Genomic DNA, 26,431 nt, shown 5'->3' on the forward strand with positions numbered 1-26,431 from the left:
GTTATATATTAGAACTTCGAAAGAGATTAAGGATAACCTTAAATGAAACAACTCATTCAAATCGCCAAGGTTTTTTCAGACGAAAACCGTGTCAGGATCATTGCTCTGCTTATGAGGGACGGGCCGATCTGTGTCTGTGAGATATGTGATACGCTGCAGCTTTTGCAGCCTCTGGTCTCGCGCCATCTGCGTCAAATAAAGGCAGCCGGGTTGATAGTGTCAGAAAAAAAAGGCAAATGGATGGTCTATTCGCTTGCAGAGGAGAGCGGGGAGCTTTCCTGCTGGTTCGATGCAGTCAGAAAGATCGTTCCATCCTTGCCTGCTTTAGTCGTGTGCAGCCGATACGCCAAAGAGACAGAGAAACTACACTTACTTAAAGAATAACCTAAACTCCGTACCGACATCGACCTTGGAGTCCAGTTCTATCTGGATGCCGTACTGGTTGCAGATGCTCTTGACGATGTTCAAACCTACCCCGAAACCGCCGGAATATTCGGTACCGCGTTTGAATTTTTCAAAGATCTCTTTTTGCTGGTCCGCTTCGATGCCGATGCCTTCATCGATGATCTTCAGTGTTCTCTCTTTCAGAATGATCGTGATGGTCGATCTGGGGGATGAGTATTTGATGGCATTGCCAATAAGGTTGCCTAAAAGCAGGGTCAGCTGTGATTTTGGAATGACGCATTTCATCTCCTGGGCTTCTACCTTGAAAGTGATGCGTTTGATCTCGGCCAGAGGAGTGTAGTAGGCGACACTCTCTTCCAGGACCTCTTTGATATCGAGCGGCTCGGCTATCTCCTGTTTGTCACTGAAGTTCAGATAGGTCAAAGAACGGTAGATGTCATAGAGCTGTTTGGTACTGATGGAGATATTGTTGAGCATTTTTGGGGAACAGCCGCCCGCTTTCAGTGCCTGGTCGGCTGACATTGTCAGTGAAGTGATGGGGGTGTTGAGTTCATGGGTGACATCGTTGATGAAACGTTCTATCTGCGTGACACGCTCATGCACCGGTTTCATGAAGAGTTTGGAGAGCATCCATGCAATGGCCATGACTATCAGCAGAACGATCCCCACTACCAGCAGGACAGAATCTTTCAGTCTGTGGAGTTGCCCTTTGAGTGTATCGGACTGGACGACTACATAGGAAATATTCATATGTTCACGTGGTGCATCGGAGATGAGTATTTGGTAGTCATCGACCGTGAAATAGCTTGGTTTTATCTTTATGTTTGGGTTGACAAGCTTTCCTTCAACTACGTTACCCTTGGTATCGATAAGCGCCATCGTGACATCTTTGGGAACTATTGTCTTTTTTGTGGATGTACCATGCATATGCGCCATGATGAGCTCCCCTGCCTTCTTGTCGGCAAGGTGTTCGAGTTTGTAGTGTGTTTCGTTTTCCAGTGCATGTTTCTGTGCCGTGTAGTACCAGAAGCCTATCATGGAAATGAACAGAAAAGAGGAGACGATATAAAGCCCCAGGAAGGAATAAAAGGACTTTTTTTCCAGATCATTCATACCGGTAGCCCAATCCTCTTTGTGTCACGATCTTGTCGGCACCTATGACCTCCCGCAGGTTCCGTATGTAGGAACGCAGTGTGGCATCACTGGGTAGGGCATCGAACTCCCAGATATTCTGTATCAGTTCTTCTTGCGATATGAGCCTCTGGGGATGGGCGATGAAGTATTCCAGTATCTCGCATTCCTTGGGTCGTAGTGGCATTTCGTTCGTTCCGTCACTGACCAGCTGTTTTTTGGGGTAATAGGTCAGTTTGTCACTGAGTTTGACAGGGGCATCCTGCTCTATGTGAAAGAGTATTTTGCTCTTTTCTATACGCAGTCTCAGCTCTTCAAGCTCAAAAGGTTTGCGTATGTAGTCATGTGCCCCGACATCGAAACTCTCTTTGAGATGTTTTGTGTCCTCATAGGCGGTAATGATAATGGCGGGTGTGGTATCGTTGAAAGATCTGAGTTCTTCAAGCAGTTCGATACCGCTTTTTCCCGGGACATTGATGTCGAATATAAAAAGGTCGTACGACTCTTCATCAATGAACTCCTGCGCCTCTGCCGAATCGAATGCCCTGTGGGTCGTATAGTATTGTTGAAGATAGTCCGTAACGATGTCTCCAAGTACCGGATCATCCTCCATAAGTAGTATTTTCATCTCTCTTTTCCTTTGTATGTTGTAATTTTACTATAAAGTATCCTACAGTTTCACATTTTTCAGACGCAGCGAATTGCTGATGACCGAAACCGATGAAAAACTCATGGCTGCTGCCGCGATCACCGGCGAGAGTAAAATCCCAAAGAACGGGTAGAGTACACCTGCTGCTACCGGTACTCCCAGAGAATTATAGATAAAGGCAAAGAAAAGGTTCTGCCGTATATTCTTCATCGTAGAACGGCTGAGCCTGATAGCTCTGACGATACCGGTCAGATCTCCTTTGACAAGCGTCACGCCTGCACTCTCCATTGCCACATCCGTACCTGTACCCATGGCAATACCCACATGTGCCTGGGCAAGGGCAGGGGCATCGTTGACCCCGTCGCCGGCCATGGCAACATGCCTGCCTTCTTTCTGAAGTGCTTGTACGACTTTTGACTTCTCTTCGGGAGAGACTTCTGCCTGTACTCTGTCTATATGCAGCCTGGCAGCGACCGCTTTTGCCGTGGTTTCATTGTCTCCGGTGAGCATGACGATCTCGATACCCTCTTCATGAAGTGCCTCTATCGCTTCAGCCGTACTCTCTTTGATCGGATCCATGACACCTATGATACCGGCGGCTTTGTTGTCAAGCGCTATGAGCATCACTGTCTGTCCTTCTTCCCGGTACTGCTCGGACAAAGCGGGAAGTTCTCCTGCATCGATGCCGAGACTTTCAAAGAGTTTGTCATTGCCTATGGCAACCTTCAGACCGTCCACTTCACCCGTTACACCTTCTCCGGTGATAGAATTGAAGTTGTCTGTTTTGCCGAGTTTCAAGCCTCTGGCTTCGGTACCCTCGACGATCGCTTCGGCCAAGGGATGTTCACTCGATCTCTCCAGTGTGGCAACGGCCCTTAGTAGTGTTTCTTCATCGACCCCTTCTAGTACTTCGACCGTGACCAGTTTTGGTGCACCCTCAGTAAGGGTACCAGTCTTGTCAACCACCAGTGTATCTACCTTTTCAAGGATCTCCAGTGCTTCCGCATTTTTGATGAGTACACCCATAGAAGCACCTTTCCCCGTACCGACCATAATGGAGACCGGCGTTGCCAGACCAAGGGCACAGGGGCAGGCGATGATAAGCACTGCTACCGCAGAGACGACGGCATAGGCCAGACGGGGTTCCGGCCCCCAGAAGTACCATCCGATGAAAGCGAGTATCGCTACGATCACTACGATGGGTACAAAGTAGCTCGAGACGACATCTGCAAGTTTCTGGATAGGCGCACGTGAGCGCTGTGCCTGAGCTACCATGTTCACTATCTGTGAGAGTAGGGTATCGGCTCCGACCTTCTGTGCTTCTATCAGCAGGGAACCGGTCGCATTGACCGTGGCACCTATGACCGTATCTCCCGCTTTTTTGGGTACCGCGACAGGTTCTCCCGTAACCATCGACTCATCGATATTGCTTTCTCCCTCAGTCACGACACCGTCCACCGGTATTTTGTCACCCGGACGGATACGCAGAATGTCTCCCACTTTGACCTCTTCAAGTGGTATATCCTCTTCGCTGCCGTCCTCTCTGATGATACGTGCCGTATTAGGTGCGAGTCCGAGTAGTGCCTGTATGGCAGTGTTGGTCTGTGAACGGGCACGCAATTCAAGCACCTGCCCCAGAAGCACCAGTGCCACAATGACCGCTGCCGCTTCAAAATAGACATGGACCAGTTCGCCTTCAAACTGCATTTTGGGCGGAAAGACATGGGGGAAAAGAAGTGCGACCATACTGTAGAGCCATGCCGCACCCACACCCAGGGCTATCAGGGTGAACATATTGAGGTTCCAGGTCTTGACTGACTGGTAGCCCCTGACAAAGAAAGGCCATCCGCCCCAAAGTACCACTGGTGTTGCCAGTGCGAACTCAATCCACTGCACCATGCGCATAGAGAGCCAGGAGGGTATCAGGTCAGGAGCAAGGTCGGCCACCATTGCCAATATAAATACCGGCAACGCCAGAAGGGTACTCACCTTGAACCGGCGTGTCATATCGATCAGCTCTTCGTTCTCCGCTTCCTCTGCCTGTACTACCACAGGTTCAAGCGCCATACCGCAAATAGGACAGTTCCCCGGACCCTCCTGCCGGATCTTGGGGTGCATAGGACAGGTATAGACGGCATGAGGATCATTCTCTTTGTTTCCCATAGTGCCATGATCATGCTGGTGATGTTCATGAGGATGTTCTTCTGTAAAAAGAGGCCGGCAGGTGGCACATTCGGCATCTTCCTCTGTATGTATATAGTTCTGAGGGTCAGCATCGAACTTATGCTGACAGCTCTCGGAACAGAAATAGTAGGTTGTTCCTTCATAGTTTATGTGGAATTCGGAATCGCTAGTGACATCCATTCCGCAAATTGGATCTTTTATATTTGTTTTCATGGTGGATCCTTTCGGGTTAAATCTTATAACGATTATAGTGCGATAATGTGCATAGAGTGTGTATGGTGAAAGGGATTTATTAGAGGCGTCCATGTGGTAATGGAGTGGGAAAAACGGTAGTCCGATAGTATCAAACTGCCTAACAAGGAGGGTATTTAGTGGGTGGTGTAATATAAAATGGCCACGGAAGATTCTAAAAACCGTGACTATTGTTTAGTTTTATTATTTACCGGTATTGCATTTACCCATAGCTTTCATATTTTTCATATTGCCTTCTGAACTGCCTGGTTCTGTAGCCAATTTGTTTGCATGTTCAAGCTCAAGTTCCGCTTTGGTTGGCTTTTTTGCCGGCTTTGTTGACTTGGTTTTCATTTTACCGCTCTGTCCGGCATTACATTTACCGGCAGCTTTCATTTTTGACATATCTTTGTCGCTGCTTTCAATACCTGATGCTGTTTTATTCGCATGCTCCAACTCTACCGCTGCTTTATTTTCTGCCTGAGCAAAACCAAATCCCAATCCGAGTGCAAGAATGCTTGCTACAACTACTTTTTTCATGTTGTGTCCTTTAAAGTGTTTTTCAGAGGTTTTACTCTCTGTACATCCGCATTATAAAAGAACAGTGTGCATGGAGTGTGCATAATGCCTGCACATTTCGTGCACATTCAGTCAATCTCTTTTGCAGGTTTCAATTTATTGTACCAGGCATATAAGAGAACTAAAACCGTGAAGCAGACCAAATAGTGTATGTTATTACTCACCCAACGAATAATCTGAACTTTTGAGAGACCGAGAAGAGGCAAGATGTGAACTGAGAAATGTGAAAAGCTATCCGTAGGTAACTTGAGCATTGAGTAAGAAGGTGTCAACCAGGAAAATGAGGATGCTACGTACTGGAACGGCCCAATACTACTAAAACAAGTGTAATGCAACATAAAGATGTTGCGATCATTGCTCCAATAGTTTTATTTGATGGAATATGTTTAGAGAAGACAACCTTAGATCAGGCTGCCTTTAGGAGGAGATTACTGGAGAAAATTATTTACCGGTATTGCATTTACCCATAGCTTTCATATTTTTCATATTGCCTTCTGAACTGCCTGGTTCTGTAGCCAATTTGTTTGCATGTTCAAGCTCCAACTCAGCTTTTGTCGGTTTTTTTTCCGATTTTTCCATTTTTGATTTCATTTTTCCGCTTTGGTCAGCATTACACTTTCCGGCAGCTTTCATTTTAGACATATCACCTGCAAAACTGTCAGGTCCTGTAGCTGTTTTATTCGCATGTTCCAACTCTACCGCTGCTTTATTTTCTGCCTGAGCAAAACCAAATCCCAATCCGAGTGCAAGAATGCTTGCTACAACTACTTTTTTCATGTTGTGTCCTTTAAAGTTTTTATAGGGCGACTCTGACAATAGACGGTATCCACAACATCTCCAGCTTTTGTTCATACAAGGCACTCTTTTGAAGGCCTGGCTGGAGCCAAGTCGAAAAAGAGTAACGCAGTATGGGCGAAAGCTGGTGATGCCCGAAGGGTGGGCTTTACAAATGCAATCTTGCACAAGATATTCACTTCGTCTTGACTACGGCCAGGACTTGAGAATCTCTTGCACAATTTCACATCTGTAAAGCCCATTGTGGAAACCGTCTATTGTTAGAGGCGCCCTCCAGAGGTTTCACTCTCTGTACATCCGCATTATAAGAGAACAGTGTGTATGGAGTGTGCATATTGTCTGCACATTTCGTGCACATAAAATAATTAAGATTCATTCTTACATGTGGGCGTGATTTATTATTCTAAGTGCCCAGATTATAAAAACAAAACAAGGACAAAGTATGATGAAAAGAAGAAAGTTTATTACAATCAGTTCTGCAGCAGCAGTATGGGTACTCACTGGATGCGGTAGTTCCAACTCAACTGCCGGAGGAGGCAATAACCCTGGTGGAAATAATCCGGGAGATGGTAACCCCGGTGGAGGCAATCCTTCAAGTGGTTCATTGCCTATCCCGGAACTGAAGACGCCCACAGATATTAATGGAATAAAGCATTATAATCTTGATATCATAGAAACACAGCATACTTTTTTTGAAGGAATTCAAACAAAGACATGGGCTCTGAACAGTACTTATCTTGGACCGACGCTTCTGTTGAAGAACGGAGATAACGTTTCCATCAACTATACAAATAATCTTCCAGTTGAAACAACAATGCATGGACATGGTATGCATGTTCCCGGTGAAATGGATGGAACGGCTCATCAGCCTATAGCAGTAAACGGAACCTGGTCGGCACGATATACCGTCAATCAAAACGCCTGTACCAACTGGTACCATCCGCACTACCTTCATAAAACCGCACCGCATGTCTATCAGGGATTGGCGGGACTTATCATTATTGAGGATGACGAGATTAAGAATCTGGATCTGCCTAACCGGTATGGTATCGATGACATCCCTTTGGTACTTCAGGACCGCTTCTTTTCCGCAGATAAAACAAGGATCGACTATTCTCCAAGTATGATGCAGCTTGATATGGGATATATAGGAGATACTTTCATTACCAATGGAGCCATCGAACCTACATTTGAAGCGGAAGCCAAAGAGGTTCGTTTCCGTTTGCTTAACGGTTCGAATTCAACAGTGTATGATCTTGGTTTCAGTAATGGGAAAAATTTCAGACAGATCGCTTCGGATAATGCACTGCTGGAAGAGCCAGTAGAGATGGATCGCCTGATACTTTCTCCCGGCGAACGTGCCGAGATCATTGTTGACTTTACTGATGATATGAATGCAATATTTTCACTTCAGGAATATCGCTATGGTAAAACATTTTTAAAGATCGATGTAAGTAAAACTGCTACAGAAGTGACAGAATTACCGGCTGAGTTGACAACACTCGCTCCTGTTCCGACACCGACCAGTCAAAGACAGTTCATACTGGGTATGAGAGAAATGGGTGGTATGAATGGCGGTATGAACGGTTCTGGAGGGGGGATGGAGTTTACTATCAATGGTAAAACAATGGATATGAACCGTATCGATGCGGCACTTGAACAGGGTGATGTGGAAGAGTGGGAGATCGTGAACAGTACCGGTATGAACCACAATTTCCATATACACGGAACACACTTCAGGGTGGTCTCACGCAATGATGATCCGAATCAGGTACATGAAAATGAAAAGGGATACAAAGATGTGGTCTATCTTCCGCCGCATACAACACTCAAGTTCATCGTAGAGATCCCGGCGGACGGAGTGACTGCAGACAGCAACAATCCCTATATGTTCCACTGCCACTTCCTCGAACATGAAGACAACGGGATGATGGGACAGTTCACTGTTTCATAGTTGATCAGTCTACACGTCTGACGAGAAAGAACCTGAAGGACTGTTCCGTCTCTTTGGGTGTTTGATGGATGATCTCCATATTCTCAACAAGCGTCAATCCTTCTATCAGTTCCGACCTCAGTTTCTCTTCGTCGTACTGGGCGACATCCAGCCCACTGCACTGTGTCAGTACAATCTCGGAACATTGTGATTTTTCTTTGCCTACTATTCTTAAACACTTGAAAGAATTAAGAGAAGCAAATATCGTTACTATGGAAAAAAAGGCAACAAAATTTACATAGAACCGAACATAGAGACAGTTCGGGAACTGGGAGGGTGCTTCACCACTTTGGTCAATAACTTTGAGGAGAACCGTGAACTGTTTTTTGGTGAAGTTGCTATTAATTGAGAGGAATCAGACCTTCCCGATCATAAAAAACCGAAACGACTGCTCTGTCTCTTTCGGTGTTGTATGGATGACTTCTATACTGTCAAGCAATTCCAATCCGTCTATTAACTCCGATTTTAATTTCTTATCATCATACTGAACAATATCCAGTCCGCTGCACTGCAATGGACCTGTTTCACTAAACGTTCCAATAAGTGCAGTTCCGTGTTCTTCCAATGAATCGTGCAAGACTTCAAAATATTTCTTTCTGTCTTTAGCGTCCAGTAAAAAATGAAAAACGGCTCTGTCATGCCAAAATGTATAACGTTTGGAAGTTTCAAAAGTTGTAATGTCTGAACAGACATACGTCACTTTATCAGCCAATGCACCTAATCTTTCTTTCACAATTTCAAGTGCCTGACCTGAAACATCAAGCAAGGTTATATTGCTGTACCCCTCTTGTAACAACTCATCAACTAGGAAAGATGCACCACAACCAATATCAATAATGGCATCTTCCCTGGAATTTATATGTGATTTAATCTGTGCTATGGAAAATTCCGGTGAATTTTGGTGCCATAAAACCTGGGTGTAGTCTTTGGTTTTAAAAATCTTATTCCAGTGTTTTTCTCTTATTTTTACAGCAGGAATCTTGTCGGCTTTAAATGTAGCCCCTTGTGTCGTTTCAGCAGTAGTATAATGGGTAAGTCCTGTACATACAACATCTTCAAATCCTGCTTTTTCAATGATCTCTATCAGTTCATCCTGACGAAGGGTACCTGCCACACAGTTTGCCCAGTCTTCTTCACCTTCATTACTATTTTCACTGTCACAACAGGCACTTTGTTCCACAGAACAGCAGGTACCTTCTTCTGCAGAAATATCTATCATATCGGCAAAATAGATCTTCCCGTCAGGTTTGAGTACCCTGTATATTTCTGCAAAGACAGACTCTTTGCAGGAAGTCAGGTTGATAGCACCGTTGGAGATGACAATATCGATCGATTCATCTTCAATATCCAACGCATCAAAACTGTTCTCTAAGACTTCTACATTGTCAAAACCTGCCTCTTTTGCATGTTCTCTTGCCCTCTCTACCATCTTGGGAGTGATGTCCACACCTGTGACCCGCCCACTTTCACCCACGAGGGTTGCAGCAACAAGCAGATCAACACCCGCACCACAACCAAGGTCTAAAATGCTTGCCCCTTCAGGTATGTCTCCTACAGAAAAAGGGTTGCCTACAGCAGCACAGTACTCCCAGACTTCATCTGGAAGCTTTTCGATCCACTCTTCTTTGTAGTTATGCGCCCTTGCATTCCCCAAACCTTTTTCCCAACCAAAATCTTTCTTGGGATTTTCAGCCAACTCCGAATAGAGTTCAATGATCTGTCTGTTGTCTGCCATTTTATTCATCCTCCACTTTGACTACAATACCCAAACCGGAATCAAAAGGCAAACCTGCTTTTGCCCATGCTTTAAGACCGCCTTTGAGCGTATAGATATTGTCGTAACCCAGTTTTTTCAAAGTCTCGGCAGCCAAGAGTCCTCTTCCTCCTGTACGACAGTAAGTCACAATGACCGCATCTTTATTTTTGATCTTGTTCATGATCATAAATTCAAGATCACCCCGTGTCATTTGTACCGTATCATCTGCATAAATTTCACCTTCAGAACGTTGTGCCACTTCTCTGACATCAAGCAGTATGAATTCGTCTTCATTGTCTATCATCTTTTTCAGTACAATAGGAGACATCTCTTCCACTTTTCTTCTGGCATCAGCCATCATTCCGTCAATTGCCGGACGGCCATAACCTGTACAGGCTTTTTGTTTATAAGGTGTAGGATGAAGTTTCTCATTTTGCATATACTTAAAGACCGTCAATGCCTTTTCATCTGTCGGCTTTTTCACTATAGGTCTCTTTATAGCTTGTTTAAACGGCTTGGCATTACAGTCTGATTTTGTTTTGCAGGCTGATCCTGTACTTGCAGGTGCGGCATTGGCCGTTTTTACTTCACTCTTTTTACTTACTTCACTTTCACAGGCACCTGTCGCACAACTTTCTGCACTTGGTGCTCCATCAAATACCTCGTTACCCCACTGAGGGAATGAAAGCATGATAACAGAGAAGACCGTTACAATAGCCAAAAACTTTTTACTTGAAAAGAAACCTGTTTTTGCATCGCAGTCACAATCGATCTCTTTTGACGGTTTCAATTTGTCGTACCAGGCATACAGCAGAACTAAAACCGTGAACCATACCAAATAATTGTGGTAGGGTGCAAGCCATGAGAATGAAGAAGCGAGAGAGCTTGATCCCGCCAAAACTGCTAAAACCGGTACGACACAACAGAGTGATGCCGCGATTGTTGCTACGATAGTTGCCAATATTTTTTTATTTGCCAATGAGAGTTCCTTTTATTTAGCTAATATGCTAAATTGCTTCAGTATTGTACATTTTCAAAGCTTACTATAAAGTTAATTGTCTAAATAACTAAATAGTCTTATTGTGCTATAATCATACAAAATTACTTAGAGGGCAACACTATGCTGAATATGGAAGATAAGATCAAAATTTTTAAAGCATTGGGAAATGAGACACGATTTAAAATATTTAAAAACATTTTTACCGGTGGCTATGCCTGCTCCATAGACGACAAGAATCCTGATGATGACATCATTGCGCAGGCCACGTGTGTAACAAGCATTGCCAAACAGTTTGACTTCGCTTTGCCGACGATCTCCCGTCACCTCAAAGAGATGAAAGATGCCAAGATCATCACTATGACAAAAAGCAAGAATAAGATATACATTGAACCCAATATCGAAACTATGAAAGAAATAGCGGAGTGTTTCGCAACACTGGTTGATGAATATGAAAAGGGTGTGGTCTATCAGTATGACAATACCAAATAGCATGACTGCCTAAAAGATAAACTTTATGGGAACAAACAAATTTGTTACCCACAGGGAAATAAATAAGAGTAAAAAACTTCCAAACAGTATAGATGCACTTTCCCATAATGATAAGCAGAATATTATGCCAAAATCTAGAAATAGAAATTCACCATTCTTCGCAATCATCGCACCTATGGGCTTCGCTTCATGTTCACTACCACGCGTCTCAAACAACAAAATGAGATCAATGATTACGCTCTTTACAGTGTATTCTCATGCAGAGAAAAAGAAGTGCACATTGTATACACAGAAATGGTGTATACTAATACATCTTATTTATAAAAATTTTCAAAAAAAGGATATACCATGAAAAAAACACTGATCGTAGCCGCAGGGCTACTCTTTTCAACCCTGACACTCAGCGCAGGCAATAACGGCAATGCCGTTTATGAAACAAACTGTAAAGCCTGCCATATGCTCAAACCGATGATGGACAAGCAAAAGATGATGAACATGAGCATGCAGGACCGCATGTCGATGAAAGAGAAGATGATGAAGAACATGAAAGCGCCGCCTATGGCCAAGGTTTCTGCAAAGCTGAAACATGATTTTAAAGGTGACAAGGCACAGATTGTTGCTTTCGTCAAAGACTACATCGTTAACCCAAGTGTGGATAAAGCGCACTGTATGCCTATGGCACTGAAACGGTTCGGTGTGATGCCTCCCATCGGCAAATCACTCTCTGCAGAAGACCTCGATACGATCGCGAACTGGGTCGTGGACAACTTCAATGAGAAGTGGGATGAAGATGCCATGAATATGATGTGCAATGCCGGCAAAGGAAAAGGTATGGGCATGGGTAAAGGCATGATGAAGTGCGGCGGCGGCATGGCACCAAAGCCAAAAGCAGGCGGTGCCATGAAATGTGCTGCAGGCAAATGCGGCGGCAAGTAGTATTCGTTAAACCGGAAATTTCAGCCCGGAAATGCAGTGCAGTAGGGCACCTGCTGCCGAAACAGCTGGTTTTCCGTTAGGAAAGACCGGCATATGCGCTACTATGACATAAATTATTTCGCCGCATAGAGTTTGACTTCGCCTTTGCCGAGTTTTTCCAGTACCTCTTTCGCTGTTTCGGCACTTTTTTCTCCGCTTTTTACGATCAGGAGGACTTTGCCTTCTTTCATCAGGTCTGTGTAGCGGTGTGCCTCAGCCTCTTCTATGCCGATATCGACGAACCATGCGGTCAGTGCGGCGACACTGCCTATGGTGGCAGCACCTCCCAGTGCCCCGGCAAGTGAAGAAATAACCGAACCGGCAGCGACAAGCGGTCCAAACCCCGGTACCCAGAAGAAAAATGCACCGGTCATAGATCCCAGAACGGCACCCCAGAATACACCCTCTTTCCCCCATCGTACGATATCTTCATTCTCACGTTCTATCTCAAACTCGACTTTGGGTTCATCATGGTCGCCTTTCCCGATAACGGAAATATCATCTTTCGAGATCTTGGCCTCCTGAAGTGCCTTCAGCGCTTCCATTGCATCATGCTCACTGTCATATACGGCTACTATTTTTTCTTTCGTCATTCTCTTTCTCCTCATCTGTTAACGTAATGTCCCAGTCACATTTTGCATAGTTACTTAAGCAGGGAATGCTTTCTCTTTGCGATGTGACACTTTCTTACTGTAATCCTTTTGTAATGATATACTTTTTTCGTAACTCCAACGTTAACAGAGGCAGATAGATATGCACACTACATGCACACTCTCCCGATATACTTCATACAATATAACACCAAAGGATAACATATGATCTACAAAGTTCAGACATCAAAACCCATTGCACAGGTTAAAGAAGAGATCGCTGAGAAAGCGAAGGCAGTCAGTTTCGGCGTATTGCAGCGCTATGAATTCAGGAAGATCCTGGAGGAGAAAGGTTTCCCGATCGAGAGGGACATCACCGTTTTTGAACTCTGCAACCCATCGGGGGCGCAGCAGGCTTTGACACAGCTTCCGGAGATCGCAGCCTATCTGCCATGCCGGATCGCGGTCTATGAAGAGAATTACGCAACCAAACTCTCGACCATCGGCCTTGAAGAGATGCTTGCAGCGGTAGAGGTAAACGATGAATTCAGATCGTTTATGACCATGTTGTTTACGAACCTGAAACAGGTCATGCACAGCTGGGATGATTAAGGTATGAAAGGAGACATCATGTACGGATTCGGACACGGATGGGGAATGGGCTTTGGATGGCTCGTTCCTTTACTGATCATCGGTATTTTATTTTATCTGTTTCAGGATAAAACTAAAAATAAAAGCAGAAGCGAAGCGCAGGGTATACTTGACAAAAGGTATGCCAGCGGAGGCATCAGCAAAGAAGAGTATGAAGAGAAATCAAAACTCTTAAGAGAAAATGCATAAAAGGGGATAGTCGTGCAGAGGAGAACATTTATAAAGGGAGTGGCTGCAAGCTCTTTCATGGGTATTGCAGCAACGGACCTGCAGGCGGAATCGCCCAAAAGATCGTCAGACAAGAGGCGTACACTGACGGGCAAAGAGTTTTTTCTTGATATTGACTATACACCTGTCAACATTACCGGAAAGAGATCGGTCGCGACGACTATCAACGGTCAGATACCCGGTCCGACTCTGGTGTGGCAGGAGGGCGATACCGTTACGATCCATGTGACAAACCACCTGAAAAAATCCTCTTCCATACACTGGCACGGCATCATACTGCCCTATCAGATGGACGGTGTACCGGGTATCAGTTACAAAGGGATCGCGCCGGGCGAAACATTCACCTATCGTTTCAAGGTACGGCAGCACGGTACCTACTGGTACCACAGCCATTCGGGTTACCAGGAGCAGACGGGGATGTACGGCGCCATCGTCATCAAGCCGCGGAAGAGAGAACCCTTTCGTTATGACAAAGACTATGTGGTCCTTCTCTCGGACTGGAGCGACGAAAAACCGACAAGCATCTACAGAAAGCTCAAACTTTCAAGCGATTACTACAACTTCAACCGTCGAACTGTAGGCGACTTCTTCTCTGAAGTGAAGAAAAAGGGCTTTGGCAAGGCATTCGATGACCGAAAGATGTGGAATCAGATGCGTATGAGCGACAGGGATCTTTCTGATGTCACAGGGTATACCTATACCTACCTGATGAACGGGCAGAATCCTGCCACGCAGTTCAAAGCGCTGTTCAAAAAAGGCGAGAAGATCCGTCTGCGTTTCATCAACGGTGCGGCAATGAGCTTTTTCGATGTACGGATACCCGGGCTGAAGATGACCGTGGTCGCAGCGGACGGGAACCACATCAAGCCCGTCAGGGTCGATGAGTTCCGCATAGGGGTGGCCGAGACCTACGATGTCATTGTCGAGCCGACATCGAACAGAGCCTATGCCATTTTTGCCCAAAGTATCGAACGAAGCGGGTATGCACTCGGTTCACTGACCCCGTCGGCCTCCAAACTGGCAAGCGCACCGAAAATGGACAAACCTCAAGCGTTGACCATGGCGGATATGGGGATGGGTATGTCCAAAATGGGCAAGGACAAAGGTATGAAAATGCCGATGAAGAAAAGTATGAAAAAGTACAGATGGAGCGCTATGGAAGCAGAGAAATATCCGATTACGAAATTGCCTATAGCGACAGGCCCGCAGAGTACGATGAAAGCGATGGCCCCGAAATACCGTCTTGAAGACCCGGGGGTAGGGCTTCGCAATAACGGACGACGTGTTCTGACCTATGCCGATATGAAGAACCGCTATTCGACACGCAGAGCAAAAAAACCGGACAGAGAGATCGTCCTGCATCTTACCGGCAATATGGAACGCTATATGTGGTCGATCAACGGGATCAAATATGCCGATGCAAAACCGCTGGTATTTCACTATGGTGAACGGCTTCGTATCACCTTTATCAACGATACAATGATGAACCACCCCATGCACCTGCACGGAATGTGGAGCGACCTCGAAACCGGTGACGACAACCATCTGGTACGCAAGCATACGATCGTCGTACAGCCCGGAGCGAAGATCAGCTACCGTGTGACCGTCGATGCCAAAGGTGGCTGGGCGTATCACTGCCACCTGCTGTACCATATGGCGGGCATGTTCAGAAAAGTAGAAGTGGTATAGGGGGATGAAAATGAAAACGATAACAATGAACTTGAAAAAGAGTCTGCTGTTTGCAGGCGGCCTCCTGCTTGCAGGACAAAGCCTTCAGGCCGCAGGAGCAGACGACCCCATACGCACCATGCTCCTTATGGATAAATTTGAAATACTGGATAATGACGATAACAGCAGGGAGTGGGAAGGCAGTTTCTATGTCGGGTATGACCTGGACAAACTCTACATCTATTCCCAGGGAGCAGCGACTTCCGACGGACTGGAGCGGAGCCAGAACGATCTTGTATATTCCCGGGCTATCGCACCCTTTTGGGACATACAGGCAGGAATCGCCTATGATAAGAATAGCGATGCATCCAAAACATGGGGTGAGATAGCCATCGCAGGTCTGGCCCCTTATTTCTTCGAGACAAGGGCTGCACTGCTTTTGAATGGTGACGGCAATGTCGGCCTGCGCCTTGAGGGGGAATATGAAGCATTGATCACACAGAAGCTTATATTGACCCCGTCCATAGAGGCGGATTTTTACACCAAAGACGATCCGGTTATGCAGATCGGATCGGGACTGTCCGCCATGGAAGCGGGACTGCGCCTGCGGTACGAGTTCGTTCGTGAATTCGCTCCCTACATCGGCGTGACATGGGAAAAGACATTCGGAAATACCCGAGACTTCAACCCCGTTGATGAAACATCACTGCTCGCAGGTATACGCTTCTGGTTTTAGAAGTTGTAGTTGGCAACAAGGCGGAACTGATCAAAGTCATTGAGAGGATCGTTGTTCTCATCAACCCCGGCATCGAAACTGACAGAAGCAAAGGCGGCGGTCAGCGTAAGTTTTTCATTCCAGCTGTATTCGATGACGATATCTGTTTCTTCAGATTCGTATAATGAATCTTTGTCAGCTTCGAAATGCCCGTAAGCTATAGCGGCGACAAGACCGTCGATCCCTATGGCATCAAAGTGGTATCCGGCACCGATCATCCATGCTTTGCCTGCCGAACCTATGGCATCGAAGGTCTGGTCTTCCATGGAGGTAAAGAACGGCCCGCCGCCAAGGCTCAGCCCAGTTGCACCGGTGTTTCCGTTGTCGAGGTTGTAGGCAGTGAGAATATGCAATCCGATGTCTTCAGCGGCAAACTCCATACTCACGCCGTAAGTGTTTGCATCCTGCTCTCCGAGAAGCGCGCTGCCCGTCTGGCGGCTTCCATCATACTGCAGACCGAAGGTCAGGCTCCTGTTCTCCGTGAATGCATAGGCATATCCCGCTTCGGCATATACGACATTGGCGACATTGTTGTAATTGTAGTACCAGAGGCTCAGTGTCAGATCCTTGATGCCTTCATAGACGGCGGAAACATAGGCGATACCGTCCATTTCATTATCGGTTCCCATGGTCTCGTAAATCTTTACGAATTTGGATGCATCCACACCATTCTCCCAGCCCGCCATTCTGTTGATGAATCCGGCTGAGAGCATCAAGTTGTCAATGTCTGTATTGGTGAGGGTATAGGCTTCGAAATAGTTGGGGATCATTCTGATGTCGTCACTGTCGGCATGCGGTGTGTCGAGCAGCTGCCGTCCGAGTTTGATCTCCGTCTTTCCCCATTTTCCGTCGAGGTAGGCTTCGGTCAGCTGAATGAAACTGTTCCCTTCGGCATTGAAAAAATCTGGGTTGATATCATTCCTGTCCTGATTTATCCCGAGATTGAGTACTGTGTAGGCGGAAAGTCCGACCTTTAACCCGTTCCAACGTTTGCTGTCAATATGGTAGTGTCCGCCGAGTGCATAAGCGCTGTTTCTTTCATTGCCATTCTCGTTAAAGGTGATATACCCGGCACGAAGCTGGCCTTTTTCATGTTCCAGCGGATAGTTCTCTCCAAGGACTCCCCTGAGGGTTTTGACCTTGACCGGCTGCTGCGCGCTGCCGTTAATGTCAAAAGTGTCTACAGTCTGGTTGTGCTCTGCATAAATATCAATACTCATTATCATTAAAGAAAGTATGACTAACCCTATCGTTTTCATTGTTGTTTTCCCCTTATTGATCTGTTTTTAGTTTATATTTTTTTGACTTCAATCTTTTCGGCTTCTTCTTTTCGAAGGGCGATTAGCGTAGCGCCAACCTCTATCTCTATGGTCTGTTTGGCGAGGGAACATCCTTTGACAGTGAGTTCCTCCCCGCGCATAACACCAAACGAATTCAAGCGGTCTTTGAGAGGTTTATCAGCATGGATCTTTACGATCTCAGCTTTGTCACCTTTTGTAAGTTCTGTCAGTTTCATATCATCCTCCTGCGATCAGTAATGTGACTCTGTATACCAGGAAACTCAGTATCCATGCACTTGCCGTTGTCATGAAGAAGAGATAGGCCAGATACTTCCATCCGCCCGCCTCTTTGGCAAAGACAGCCGATGCTGCAAAACAGGGCAGGTAAACCATGACAAAGACAATGAAGGCGATGGCGGAAGCAAAAGGTATCTGTGCGCGTATCTGTGCGATGAGGCTGTTGCTCTCCTGATCGACCTGGTCGCCCAGTGAATAGAGGACCCCGAGAGTTGATACGACCACCTCCTTGGCTGCCAGTCCTGCTTCCAGCGCTACGGACATACGCCAGTCCATACCAAGCGGTTCAAAGAACGCTTCACTTGCATGGCCTATCTTTCCAAGGTAGCTTTGCTCAAGAAGTTTTGACTGAAGCTCGTTGTTCAGTTCGGCTTTTTTGGCACTGTTCTGTACCTGTTCTATTTTTGTCTGGTACTGTGTTTCCAGTGTCGGGTCTTTAGGATAGTTGCTTGCAAACCAGACAAGCACTGAAGCTGCAAGAATGAATGTACCCGCTTTATTCAGGTAGCTCTTTGCCTGACCATAGACTGTATGCCAGATGAGTTTTAAAGAGGGCATACGGTATTTCGGCATTTCCATAACAAACGGTTCATCATCTCCTTTGAAAACGAATGTTTTCAGTGCTTTTGCCATGAACAGCCCGAGCATCGCCCCGGAAATATAGATGATGAAAAGAATATTACCGGCATGCTCCTGTCCGAAGAAAGCACCGGCAAAGAGTACATAAATGGGCAGTCGCGCGCCACAGCTCATGAAACCGATGATGAAAAGTGTGATAAGCCTGTCTTTTTCATTTTTCAGCGTTCTTGCCGCCATATAGGCAGGTACGGAACATCCGAACCCTGTTACAAGGGGGATGAAACTTTTGCCGTGCAGTCCGAATTTGTGGAAAAAACCGTCAAGCAGGAAGGCGACACGGCTCATGTACCCTGTAGTTTCCAGCAAAGCGATCCCCAGAAAGAGGATGATGATGTTCGGAAGGAACATAATGACCGCACCTACACCGCCTATGATTCCATCTGCAATGAGTGAAGCCATCTCACCGTTTCCGAGCAGCGTTCTTGCCTGGTCGGCAAGCCATACAAATCCGGCATCTATCCAGTCCATCGGTATGGCACCCAGTTCAAATGTGAGTTGAAACAAGGCCCACATGAAGAAAAGGAAAAGGGGGATACCCAGAATTTTGTTGATGAGCAGATTGTCTATTTTCTGTGTAAGATTCTTTGCCTTCATGGATTTGACGGACATGACCTCCATCTTTGCACCTTTTGCAAAAGCGAAGTGTTCATCGGCAAAGATCTCTTCCAGGTTTTTGGTTCCCGTGTGGAGGTAAATATGCTGAAGTGCTTCCCTGATGATGGGAAGCAGTTCGATCCAGATGGGTTCATCATGCATCTTTTTGTATACATCTTCATCTTCCTGAAGCAGTTTGACGGCTAGATGACGGTAGGGAAGATCGCTTTTGTAGTTTTTTTCTTTCATAAAGGTAACGATACGGTCGATCTCTTCTTCTATGGGGTCGGAGTAGATGACCTTTGAAGTCGTCTCCTCTTTCTCGTAGACTTCCACAATGGCTTTTTTGAGTTCCTCGATACCCTCTTTTGTATTGGCTGAAGTCTTGATACAGGGGACGCCGAGAATGGCAGAGAGCTGTTTTTCATCTATCTCTATGCCCTCTTTTTCCGCTTCGTCACTCATATTGAGCGCTACGACGACCTTTTTGCCCGTTTCAAGCAACTGGGTGGTAAAAAGGAGGTTTCTTTGCAGATTGGTGGAGTCCACCACATTGACGATGATGTCATATTCATCGCTCTGAAGGAAACTTTTGGTCACTTTCTCTTCAATAGTATATTCGGTCAGCGAATAGGCACCGGGAAGGTCGATAATGTGTACCTCATAATCTTCACATGACTGTTCGTGGCACATTTTGAAGACCACTTCCGTCTTGTCTACAGTGACCCCTGAAAAGTTGCCGACTTTGAGCTTGGCATTGGAGATCGCATTGATAAGAGAGGACTTTCCTACATTGGGCTGCCCCGCAAGTGCTACGACTATTTGCTTCATGGATTATGATTCCTTATGTTTATTTAAAAGTAAAATTGAAAACTGTTATCATTTTGTTTTTCTAAGTGTAATTTACTCTTTTTATTCTTAAGTAAAGTTAAAATTGACAGTCGTTATCAATAAAAAGTTTTTAATTTTGGAAAAGTTTGTTCTTGAAGGGAACTTTGGAAAAGTTTTGAAAGTAAAAAGCCCAAACACTCTCCCAGAGGAGAGTGGTGTATTCAAAATGTTTGGGAGATTACAGAGTAGGATTAAAACTTGTAGTTTGCATAAATTTCAAGTGCGTTGGTGTCACCACCAAGTCCATAGTCAGTATTTGTATAGACAACATTGAGGTCCATATCTTTGATCACAACGATATCTGTGCTTTTGAAGTCATAACCAAGGATTACATCTACTTCATAACCGTCATCTTCTGTACCGGCAATTGAGTTTTGATCATACTCATAGTATGCATAGCTTGCAGATGCAGTCAGGCCAGCAAACTCAGTTGCAGCTTTAACTTTGAAGTTGTTCCCTTCTGAACCACCTGATGCAGTATTCCATGAACTTGTGTAAAGACCATCCATTACACCAACCCAACCGGCAACGTTGTCAGAAATGTTAGTATATGCAGCCATAAGATTAAAAGAACCAAGCGTAGCTGTTGCTTTTACACCAATTACATTAGAAGCATCTTCATTATCCCAGTCAGTGTATACATATTGTGCTGCAAGTTTAGCAACATCAAAATCATAACCACCGTCTACATAGAACTGAGTATAATTCATGGCATCAACATTGTAGTACCAGATGCTTCCGGAAAGTTTTTCATTATCGTATGCAGCACTTACAGTCCAGTTATTACCACCTTCTGCCAATGGATCTCCGGTTACAGCTTGCATATCGCTATCTGATGTGAAGTCGATCCAGTTGTTACCAGCATTGTTCGGTCTCCATGTTCTTACATATGAACCCAACAAAGTCACATTTTCGATAGAATGGTTTGCAACAGTATACGCTTCAAATGAACCTGGTGCGAGCAACCAGTCAAAACCGGCCAACATTGGTGTGTTAAGAAGCTGACGACCAAGAATGAACGTAGTGTCCATGAAAGTAGCCGTAATGTTTGCTACGTTGATGAATGCGCCTTGAGGTTCACCTTCAAAATATTCGCCAATATAGTCAAAAGGAATGTCTCTGTTTGTGTTCACATAACCGATAGCACTTAAGTTCATTGCAATATTATCAGTAAATTTATGGTTTACATCCAGTGTTGCTGCCAAACCAAGCTGTGACCAGTCTTTGTCGAACATATCGTATGACTGAGTAGGAGAATAGTCTTTTCCATTATCAGCAGTAATGTAGTACCCTGTCAATTTACCGTCGATCGTTGTTTGTGGAGCTTCTTCTACTGGTGCCGGAGCTGGAGCGATGTCACCACCTGCTACTGCAGCACTTACAGCCAATGCTGCGATTAAACTAAGTTTTGTAAACTTCATTCTGTTTCCTTGTTTTGTTTTGTGAGTGTATGATAACAAAAATGAATGGAAAGTAAATGAGAAAAGTGATTAATTTTTAATCAATTGGCTGATGGGACATTTTTTGGAAGAAATCTCTGACATATTCATAGCCGGAGTAGAGTGTAAGTACGACGGCAATCCATAAAAGAACTGTACCTCCGGGCCACTGCATCAGTAAAAACCCAATGGCAATCATCTGCACCACTGTTTTAACCTTGCCCATCCAGGAGGCGGAAATATCCATTCCCTGGCTCATGGCAGAGACACGAAGGCCGGTAATGAAAAGTTCACGGGTGAGAATGAGAAAGATCGCCCAGGGAGATGCCCAGTCAAGCATCATCAGCCCAAGAAAACCTGCAAGGGTAAGCATTTTATCCGCCAGAGGGTCGAGAATGGCACCCAGAACGGTTACCTGGTTGAAAGTACGGGCTATGTAGCCGTCGAAGAAGTCCGTAGCCGAGGCGACCACAAAGATGAAGGCAGCAAAATAGTTCAGCCATGATCTGTCGATACCTTCAAAGATACTGGCATCCTGATTGACGAGGAAAAGGAACATGAGGGGTGCGAGGAGGAGGCGGATGAAGGCGAGGATGTTAGGGATATTGAAAATTTGTGATGATGCCATCATCTGCTCCTTTATTATTAAAATCTAGATATTAAATATGTTTACTATGATTGCCTATTGCTATGACTTGAGGCGATGTTACTCTCTTCTACCCCAAGGGCACTTCTTCACTTTGTTCACGGCGTTTTTTTAGAAAAAACGAAGCAAAAAATCGTCATCTCTCTCGAATCGCTTCGCTTTCAAGGTCGTTCGAGATGACAGGTACACTTTGTGTGATTAATGTAGGGTGCGTAATCACGCACCTTTGGGTAAATTTTGCATAGATCAAAAAGAAGGAGAGGAAACTCATTCTCCACTTTTCATCATGCATCCTCCATTCATTCCACTAATTAGCGGAATGTCGTTCCACCGTCCACTACAATGGTCTGTCCGGTGATCCAGCTGGCGTCGTCCGTACAGAGGAAATAGACGGAACCGGCGAGGTCTTCGGGGCTTCCCATTCTGTTTATGGCTGAACGTTTGATGGTCTCGGCTTTGACCTCTTCGTAATTGGTGAATGCTTTGAGGGCATCTGTGTCGATAGGCCCGCCGGAGACGGCATTGACCCTGATGCCCATTTCGCCAAGTTCCACGGCTGCATAGCGTGCCATGGCTTCCACTGCGGCTTTATTGGTACCGTGGCCGGCATAGTTCTCAATGTAGATGAGGTTACCTGTAGAACTGAGTGTCACGATGGCACCGCCACCTACTTTTTCCATGCGTTTGGCTGCTTCCTGTGAACCGGCTACAAAGGCACCGACCGTGGCGGTATAGATATTCGCCAGACCTTTTTTGGGTCTGAGTTTCATGAATTTTCCGTAGCCGCCGACAACAGGGCGTCCGTAGATCATCGCGTTGGAAACGAAGAAATCTACTCTGTCAAAATCTTCGTCGATGGAAGCAAAAAGCGGTTTGAACTGATCGGTATCGAGGATATCGAGGGGATATGCTTTGGCTTTGATACCGTAACTATCCATGAGTTCCTGAGCGATTACATCTGCTGCATCTTTGTTGCTGTTGTAGGTGAATGCGACATTCACTCCGTTCTGAGCGAACTTTTCGGCACAGGCTTTACCTATTCCCTTCGTCGCTCCCGTAATAACAACGGTCTTCCCTTTCATTTCACCCATTTCACGCTCCTACGATTTTATATTTTTTCATAACGTTTTCGATCTTCTTCATATTTTCGCTGCTTGGCGGGACAAGAGGCAGTCTGTATTCCAGGGTATCGATGAGACCGGCGATGTACATCGCCGCCTTGATCGGAATAGGATTGCTTTCACAGAAGAGAACTTTATTGATCTCGAAAAGTTCATCGTTGATTGCTTTGGAAGTTTTGAAATCACCTCTAAGTGCTGCGTGTGTCAGATCTGCTTTCATGTCAGGAAGCAAATTGGCTGTCACGGAAGTGATCCCTTTCCCACCGCTTGCCAGAATGGGAAAGTCGATCGAATCGTCTCCGGAGAAGACATAGAGGTCAGGTACTTTTGCCAAAAGTTCCACTGTTCTCTCGATGGAACCTGTCGCTTCTTTGATCCCCATGATATTCCACACATCATCAAAAAGTCTTTTGACCGTATCGGGGAGGATGTCCACACCTGTCCGTCCGGGAACATTGTAAAGCATAAAGGGGACTTCGACTGCCGAGGCGATCGCTTTGTAGTGCTGGTAGAGTCCTTCCTGGCTTGGTTTGTTGTAGTAGGGGCTGACGGAGAAGAGGGCATCGACACCGCAGGCTTCGGCATGTTTGGCGATGTCAATGGCTTCATGTGTTGCATTGCTTCCCGCACCTGCAAGGACTTTCGCATTGCTGCCTTTGCATACTTCTACAGCAATCTCGATACATCTTTTATGTTCATCATGACTGAGTGTTGCGCTCTCTCCTGTTGTTCCCACAGGACAGATAGCATCGATATTGTTATCGATCTGTCTCTGGATGAGGTTGGCATAGGTCGCTTCATCGAGTGTACCGTTCTTAAATGGCGTAATAATCGCAGTAGTCGCACCGCTAATGTAGTTATTCATTTTTTGTCCTAATGTGTACTTACTGTTTCTTGTCCTCGTTTTTTTTGAGGATCACAGTGGTCGAATAGTCATGGTCAAAATATTTTTTTGCTACCCGACTGATCTCTTTGAGTGTAATTTTATCCAATTTCTCTTCATATTCAAGTAAAGGTTTTAGATTTCCCTTGACGATGTAGTCTCCGTAAAGGCTTGTTACCGAGTCGGAACTCTCAAGCGAGTAGATGAATTCAGCCTTGGTGTTGATCTTTACTTTGTCGAGTTCTGCCTGTGTGACATCACCGTTCTTGAACTTTTCAAGTTCGGAGAGTATCTCTTTTTCAACTGTTTCAGGCTCGACACCTGGAGAGACGAGTGCCATAATGAGGAAAACGCCAGGGTCTTTCATTTCCATATTGTAACCGTAGATCTGGTTGACAAGCTGTTTTTCATGGATCAGTTTTTTCTCGAAACGGCTGCTTTTACCGTTACTCAGGATGTGGCTGATAGCGGAAAGGACCACCTGGTCGTCATCTTCGAAATTTGGGATGGAGTAGAGGATGGCAAGGGTGTCCACCTGATTGCTCTCTTTGTGCAGAATGGCTCTTTTAGCTCCGTCCACTTTGGGTTCCACGGCTGTAACCTTGGGGATCGTGTGTTTATTCTTGATCTTTCCGAAATATTTTTTGGCTTCACTGAAGACCGTTTCGGGCTTGATATCTCCGGCAACGACAAGGACAGCGTTTTCGGGCTGGTAGTAACGGTGGTAGAACGCTCTGATATCTTCGATTTTCCACGACTGTATATCTTCCATAAAACCGATAGGCAGCCAGTGGTAGGGATGGTAGACATAATGTGTGTTGAATGCCCTGAAATAGAGGTATCCCATAGGATTGTTGTCCGTTCTGAGGCGTCTCTCCTCGGCTACGACCTGACGCTCTTTCTGAAACTCCTCATCCGTGAGTTTGAGGTTGTGCATCAATTCTGAAAAAAGATCCAGCGTCATGGGGAGGTTTTTGCTGGCAGTTTTAATAAAGTAGTGTGTTTTGTCAAATCCTGTCGCAGCATTATTTACACCACCGTGACCTTTGACAATGACATCGAATTCACCCTCTTTGAGCTTTTTGGTCGATTTGAAACTCAAATGCTCAAGCATATGTGCCATACCGCTTTTACCCATAACTTCGTTCCTGCTCCCGACCTTGTAGTAGATATCGGTCGTAATGACGCCTGAATCGTTGTCCATAGGAATGACAACGATCTGCAGACCGTTGTCAAGGGTTTTTGTATAGTGTTTTGGCAGTGAATTGGCCATGAGTGCTCCTGATAACAGTATCAGTCCCAATACTGTTCTTTTAATGATTGTTTTTAAATTCATATGATCTCCGTGGGGTGCGAAATCACGCACCGTTGAACATGTGGTGCGTGATTTCGCACCTTGTGCGCTTATTTCCAATCGGCTCCGATAGCTTCTGAAATATGAGTATACCCGTCTTTTTTTAACAATTTTATAAGTCCCTCGTTAATCTCTCTAATGAGCGCAGGGCCTTTGTATATGAGCATACTGTATACCTGTACAAGCGAAGCACCTGCTTTGATACGCCTGTAGGCTTCTTCAGCCGAGTCGATACCGCCTACGGAGATCAGCAGGGTTTTACCATACAGTTCTTTGCCTATGGCTTTGAAGAGCTGGTATGATTTCTCTGTAAGCAACGCTCCAGAAATCCCGCCAAAATCCTTTGCATGCGGCGTAAGGCTGTAGTCTATGGTCGTGTTAGTCGCGATGATCCCTGCTGCACCGGCATCTACGGCAGTGTTGCAAAGTGCAATGGCATCTTCGTGGGTCATATCCGGTGCGATCTTGAGCAGTACGGGCTGCTCGGTAATACGTTTTGCCATGGCAAAAATGTCTTTGATGAACTGTTCGTTCTGCAGGTCTCTCAGGCCCGGAGTGTTGGGGGAAGAGATGTTGATGACGATGTAGTCACCGTAGTCTTTGAATGCATGGAAAAGTGTTTCATAGTCCTCTAATGCTTTTTCTTCGGAGGTTACCTTGTTCTTTCCGATGTTGATGCCGATGGGATAGTCGAAGAAGTAGAGCTTGTTAAGCTGCTCAAGCATATAGCCCATCCCTCTGTTGTTGAAGCCCATGGCATTCTGAATGGACCGGTCTTCAAGAAGTCTGAAAAGCCTCGGTTTGGGGTTGCCGGGTTGTGGTTTTGGGGTAACTGTTCCTATTTCCGTAAAACCGAAGCCCAGTGCCGGCATGGAGGTGATGTACTGTCCGTTCTTGTCAAAACCGGCACCCAGTCCGACGGGATTTTTGAAGGTTCTTCCAAAGAATTCCTGCTCGATCATCGGATCGGTCACGAAATACTGTTTTGTTATGAAGTGCAGAAGCGGGGGACAGCAGGGCAGTGCTCTCAGGCCGATACCTGCAAGAGTGTGTGCAGTTTCAGGGTCGAAGTTAAAAAGTATTTTTTTGACGGTATCGTATGAAAAGAATGGCACGGTGTTCTCCATGGTAATATTGGATGATATTATAGCTAAATAAGTTGATAGTAGGTGATTGGATATGGTTTTT

27 protein-coding genes are annotated in these 26,431 nt (G+C 45.5%); 10 read left to right on the top strand and 17 right to left on the bottom strand.

The genetic code is table 11. The features are described 5' to 3' along the window. Positions 1 to 42: 42 nt before the first annotated feature. Positions 43 to 384, top strand: coding sequence for an ArsR/SmtB family transcription factor (locus tag SUN_RS04080; protein WP_011980477.1), 342 nt, complete (start codon positions 43 to 45; stop codon positions 382 to 384). Here SUN_RS04080 and SUN_RS04085 read toward each other — a convergent pair. The 5 genes from SUN_RS04085 to SUN_RS04105 form a co-directional block, all read right to left on the bottom strand. Continuing rightward, entirely contained in the window at positions 370 to 1,518 is a 1,149-nt protein-coding gene (locus SUN_RS04085) for a sensor histidine kinase (protein ID WP_011980478.1), read from the bottom strand. The two genes, SUN_RS04080 and SUN_RS04085, sit on opposite strands and share 15 nt — an antisense overlap. Then, on the bottom strand, positions 1,511 to 2,164 hold the full coding sequence (locus SUN_RS04090; RefSeq protein ID WP_011980479.1) for a response regulator transcription factor: 654 nt from the start codon (positions 2,162 to 2,164) through the stop codon (positions 1,511 to 1,513). The genes SUN_RS04085 and SUN_RS04090 overlap by 8 nt, the downstream gene beginning before the upstream one ends. 42 nt (positions 2,165 to 2,206) lie before the next feature. Then, positions 2,207 to 4,582, bottom strand: coding sequence for a heavy metal translocating P-type ATPase (locus SUN_RS04095; protein WP_011980480.1), 2,376 nt, complete (start codon positions 4,580 to 4,582; stop codon positions 2,207 to 2,209). Positions 4,583 to 4,804: 222 nt separating this feature from the next. Beyond that, positions 4,805 to 5,140 carry a hypothetical protein gene (locus tag SUN_RS04100; protein ID WP_011980481.1) on the bottom strand — a complete coding sequence of 112 codons (336 nt, stop codon included), beginning with the start codon at positions 5,138 to 5,140 and terminating at the stop codon, positions 4,805 to 4,807. 480 nt (positions 5,141 to 5,620) lie between these two features. Then, positions 5,621 to 5,956, bottom strand: coding sequence for a hypothetical protein (locus SUN_RS04105; protein ID WP_011980482.1), 336 nt, complete (start codon positions 5,954 to 5,956; stop codon positions 5,621 to 5,623). A gap of 460 nt (positions 5,957 to 6,416) precedes the next feature. On the opposite strand from SUN_RS04105, the gene SUN_RS04110 reads away from it, so the two are divergent. From SUN_RS04110 to SUN_RS13755, 3 genes are all read left to right on the top strand, one after another. After that, a complete protein-coding gene (locus tag SUN_RS04110) occupies positions 6,417 to 7,928 on the top strand; it encodes a multicopper oxidase family protein (RefSeq protein ID WP_011980483.1) in 1,512 nt (503 codons plus the stop codon). Between the two features lie 64 nt (positions 7,929 to 7,992). Continuing rightward, positions 7,993 to 8,118 carry a hypothetical protein gene (locus SUN_RS13860; RefSeq protein ID WP_255322727.1) on the top strand — a complete coding sequence of 42 codons (126 nt, stop codon included), beginning with the start codon at positions 7,993 to 7,995 and terminating at the stop codon, positions 8,116 to 8,118. Positions 8,119 to 8,125: 7 nt separating this feature from the next. Next, positions 8,126 to 8,209, top strand: a complete 84-nt coding sequence (locus SUN_RS13755; protein WP_232501359.1) for a hypothetical protein — start codon at positions 8,126 to 8,128, stop codon at positions 8,207 to 8,209. Positions 8,210 to 8,322: 113 nt separating this feature from the next. Here SUN_RS13755 and SUN_RS04115 read toward each other — a convergent pair whose 3' ends face one another. Beyond that, on the bottom strand, positions 8,323 to 9,702 hold the full coding sequence (locus SUN_RS04115; protein ID WP_011980484.1) for a class I SAM-dependent methyltransferase: 1,380 nt from the start codon (positions 9,700 to 9,702) through the stop codon (positions 8,323 to 8,325). 1 nt (position 9,703) lies between these two features. Beyond that, entirely contained in the window at positions 9,704 to 10,702 is a 999-nt protein-coding gene (locus tag SUN_RS04120; protein ID WP_011980485.1) for a rhodanese-like domain-containing protein, read from the bottom strand. Between the two features lie 141 nt (positions 10,703 to 10,843). Between SUN_RS04120 and SUN_RS04125 the strand changes: the two genes are divergently transcribed. Both SUN_RS04125 and SUN_RS04135 read left to right on the top strand, forming a co-directional pair. Then, positions 10,844 to 11,212: an ArsR/SmtB family transcription factor gene (locus SUN_RS04125; RefSeq protein WP_011980486.1), complete on the top strand. Its 369-nt coding sequence runs from the start codon at positions 10,844 to 10,846 to the stop codon at positions 11,210 to 11,212. Between the two features lie 348 nt (positions 11,213 to 11,560). Next, complete coding sequence (locus SUN_RS04135; protein WP_011980488.1) at positions 11,561 to 12,148, top strand: c-type cytochrome; 588 nt, start codon at positions 11,561 to 11,563, stop codon at positions 12,146 to 12,148. 113 nt (positions 12,149 to 12,261) lie between these two features. Here SUN_RS04135 and SUN_RS04140 read toward each other — a convergent pair whose 3' ends face one another. Then, positions 12,262 to 12,780, bottom strand: a complete 519-nt coding sequence (locus tag SUN_RS04140; protein ID WP_011980489.1) for a general stress protein — start codon at positions 12,778 to 12,780, stop codon at positions 12,262 to 12,264. Between the two features lie 222 nt (positions 12,781 to 13,002). Here SUN_RS04140 and SUN_RS04145 point away from each other — a divergent pair, with 222 nt between their 5' ends. Genes SUN_RS04145 through SUN_RS04160 form a run of 4 tightly spaced genes read left to right on the top strand, consistent with a single transcriptional unit; the run spans position 13,003 to position 16,060 of the window. Next, positions 13,003 to 13,389 carry a DUF302 domain-containing protein gene (locus tag SUN_RS04145; RefSeq protein WP_011980490.1) on the top strand — a complete coding sequence of 129 codons (387 nt, stop codon included), beginning with the start codon at positions 13,003 to 13,005 and terminating at the stop codon, positions 13,387 to 13,389. A gap of 18 nt (positions 13,390 to 13,407) precedes the next feature. Beyond that, positions 13,408 to 13,617 carry an SHOCT domain-containing protein gene (locus SUN_RS04150; protein ID WP_011980491.1) on the top strand — a complete coding sequence of 70 codons (210 nt, stop codon included), beginning with the start codon at positions 13,408 to 13,410 and terminating at the stop codon, positions 13,615 to 13,617. Positions 13,618 to 13,629: 12 nt separating this feature from the next. Beyond that, complete coding sequence (locus tag SUN_RS04155; protein WP_011980492.1) at positions 13,630 to 15,345, top strand: copper resistance system multicopper oxidase; 1,716 nt, start codon at positions 13,630 to 13,632, stop codon at positions 15,343 to 15,345. A 10-nt stretch (positions 15,346 to 15,355) separates the two neighbouring features. Further along, complete coding sequence (locus SUN_RS04160) at positions 15,356 to 16,060, top strand: copper resistance protein B (protein WP_011980493.1); 705 nt, start codon at positions 15,356 to 15,358, stop codon at positions 16,058 to 16,060. Here the strand turns inward: SUN_RS04160 and SUN_RS04165 are convergent. The 9 genes from SUN_RS04165 to SUN_RS04205 all read right to left on the bottom strand — a co-directional run bounded on the left by SUN_RS04165 (position 16,057) and on the right by SUN_RS04205 (position 26,358). Next, complete coding sequence (locus SUN_RS04165; RefSeq protein WP_011980494.1) at positions 16,057 to 17,358, bottom strand: OprD family outer membrane porin; 1,302 nt, start codon at positions 17,356 to 17,358, stop codon at positions 16,057 to 16,059. The genes SUN_RS04160 and SUN_RS04165 overlap by 4 nt on opposite strands. A 32-nt stretch (positions 17,359 to 17,390) precedes the next feature. Further along, positions 17,391 to 17,615 carry a FeoA family protein gene (locus SUN_RS04170; RefSeq protein WP_011980495.1) on the bottom strand — a complete coding sequence of 75 codons (225 nt, stop codon included), beginning with the start codon at positions 17,613 to 17,615 and terminating at the stop codon, positions 17,391 to 17,393. Between the two features lies 1 nt (position 17,616). After that, on the bottom strand, positions 17,617 to 19,740 hold the full coding sequence (gene feoB, locus SUN_RS04175) for a ferrous iron transport protein B (protein ID WP_011980496.1): 2,124 nt from the start codon (positions 19,738 to 19,740) through the stop codon (positions 17,617 to 17,619). 251 nt (positions 19,741 to 19,991) lie between these two features. Further along, a complete protein-coding gene (locus SUN_RS04180; RefSeq protein WP_011980497.1) occupies positions 19,992 to 21,221 on the bottom strand; it encodes an OprD family outer membrane porin in 1,230 nt (409 codons plus the stop codon). 76 nt (positions 21,222 to 21,297) lie between these two features. Continuing rightward, the gene (gene pgsA, locus SUN_RS04185; protein ID WP_011980498.1) at positions 21,298 to 21,867 is read right to left on the bottom strand and encodes a CDP-diacylglycerol--glycerol-3-phosphate 3-phosphatidyltransferase; all 570 of its coding nucleotides are present in this window, start codon (positions 21,865 to 21,867) and stop codon (positions 21,298 to 21,300) included. A gap of 329 nt (positions 21,868 to 22,196) precedes the next feature. Next, positions 22,197 to 22,976, bottom strand: coding sequence for an enoyl-ACP reductase (locus SUN_RS04190; RefSeq protein ID WP_011980499.1), 780 nt, complete (start codon positions 22,974 to 22,976; stop codon positions 22,197 to 22,199). A gap of 1 nt (position 22,977) precedes the next feature. Beyond that, entirely contained in the window at positions 22,978 to 23,871 is an 894-nt protein-coding gene (gene dapA, locus SUN_RS04195; RefSeq protein ID WP_011980500.1) for a 4-hydroxy-tetrahydrodipicolinate synthase, read from the bottom strand. A gap of 19 nt (positions 23,872 to 23,890) precedes the next feature. Then, positions 23,891 to 25,225 (bottom strand): M16 family metallopeptidase, encoded by a 1,335-nt coding sequence (locus SUN_RS04200; protein WP_050748036.1) that lies wholly within the window; start codon positions 25,223 to 25,225, stop codon positions 23,891 to 23,893. 68 nt (positions 25,226 to 25,293) lie between these two features. Beyond that, positions 25,294 to 26,358 (bottom strand): quinone-dependent dihydroorotate dehydrogenase, encoded by a 1,065-nt coding sequence (locus tag SUN_RS04205; RefSeq protein WP_011980502.1) that lies wholly within the window; start codon positions 26,356 to 26,358, stop codon positions 25,294 to 25,296. Between the last annotated feature and the right edge of the window lie 73 nt (positions 26,359 to 26,431).

The sequence above is a fragment of the Sulfurovum sp. NBC37-1 genome (assembly GCF_000010345.1).
Taxonomy (GTDB): Bacteria; Campylobacterota; Campylobacteria; order Campylobacterales; family Sulfurovaceae; genus Sulfurovum.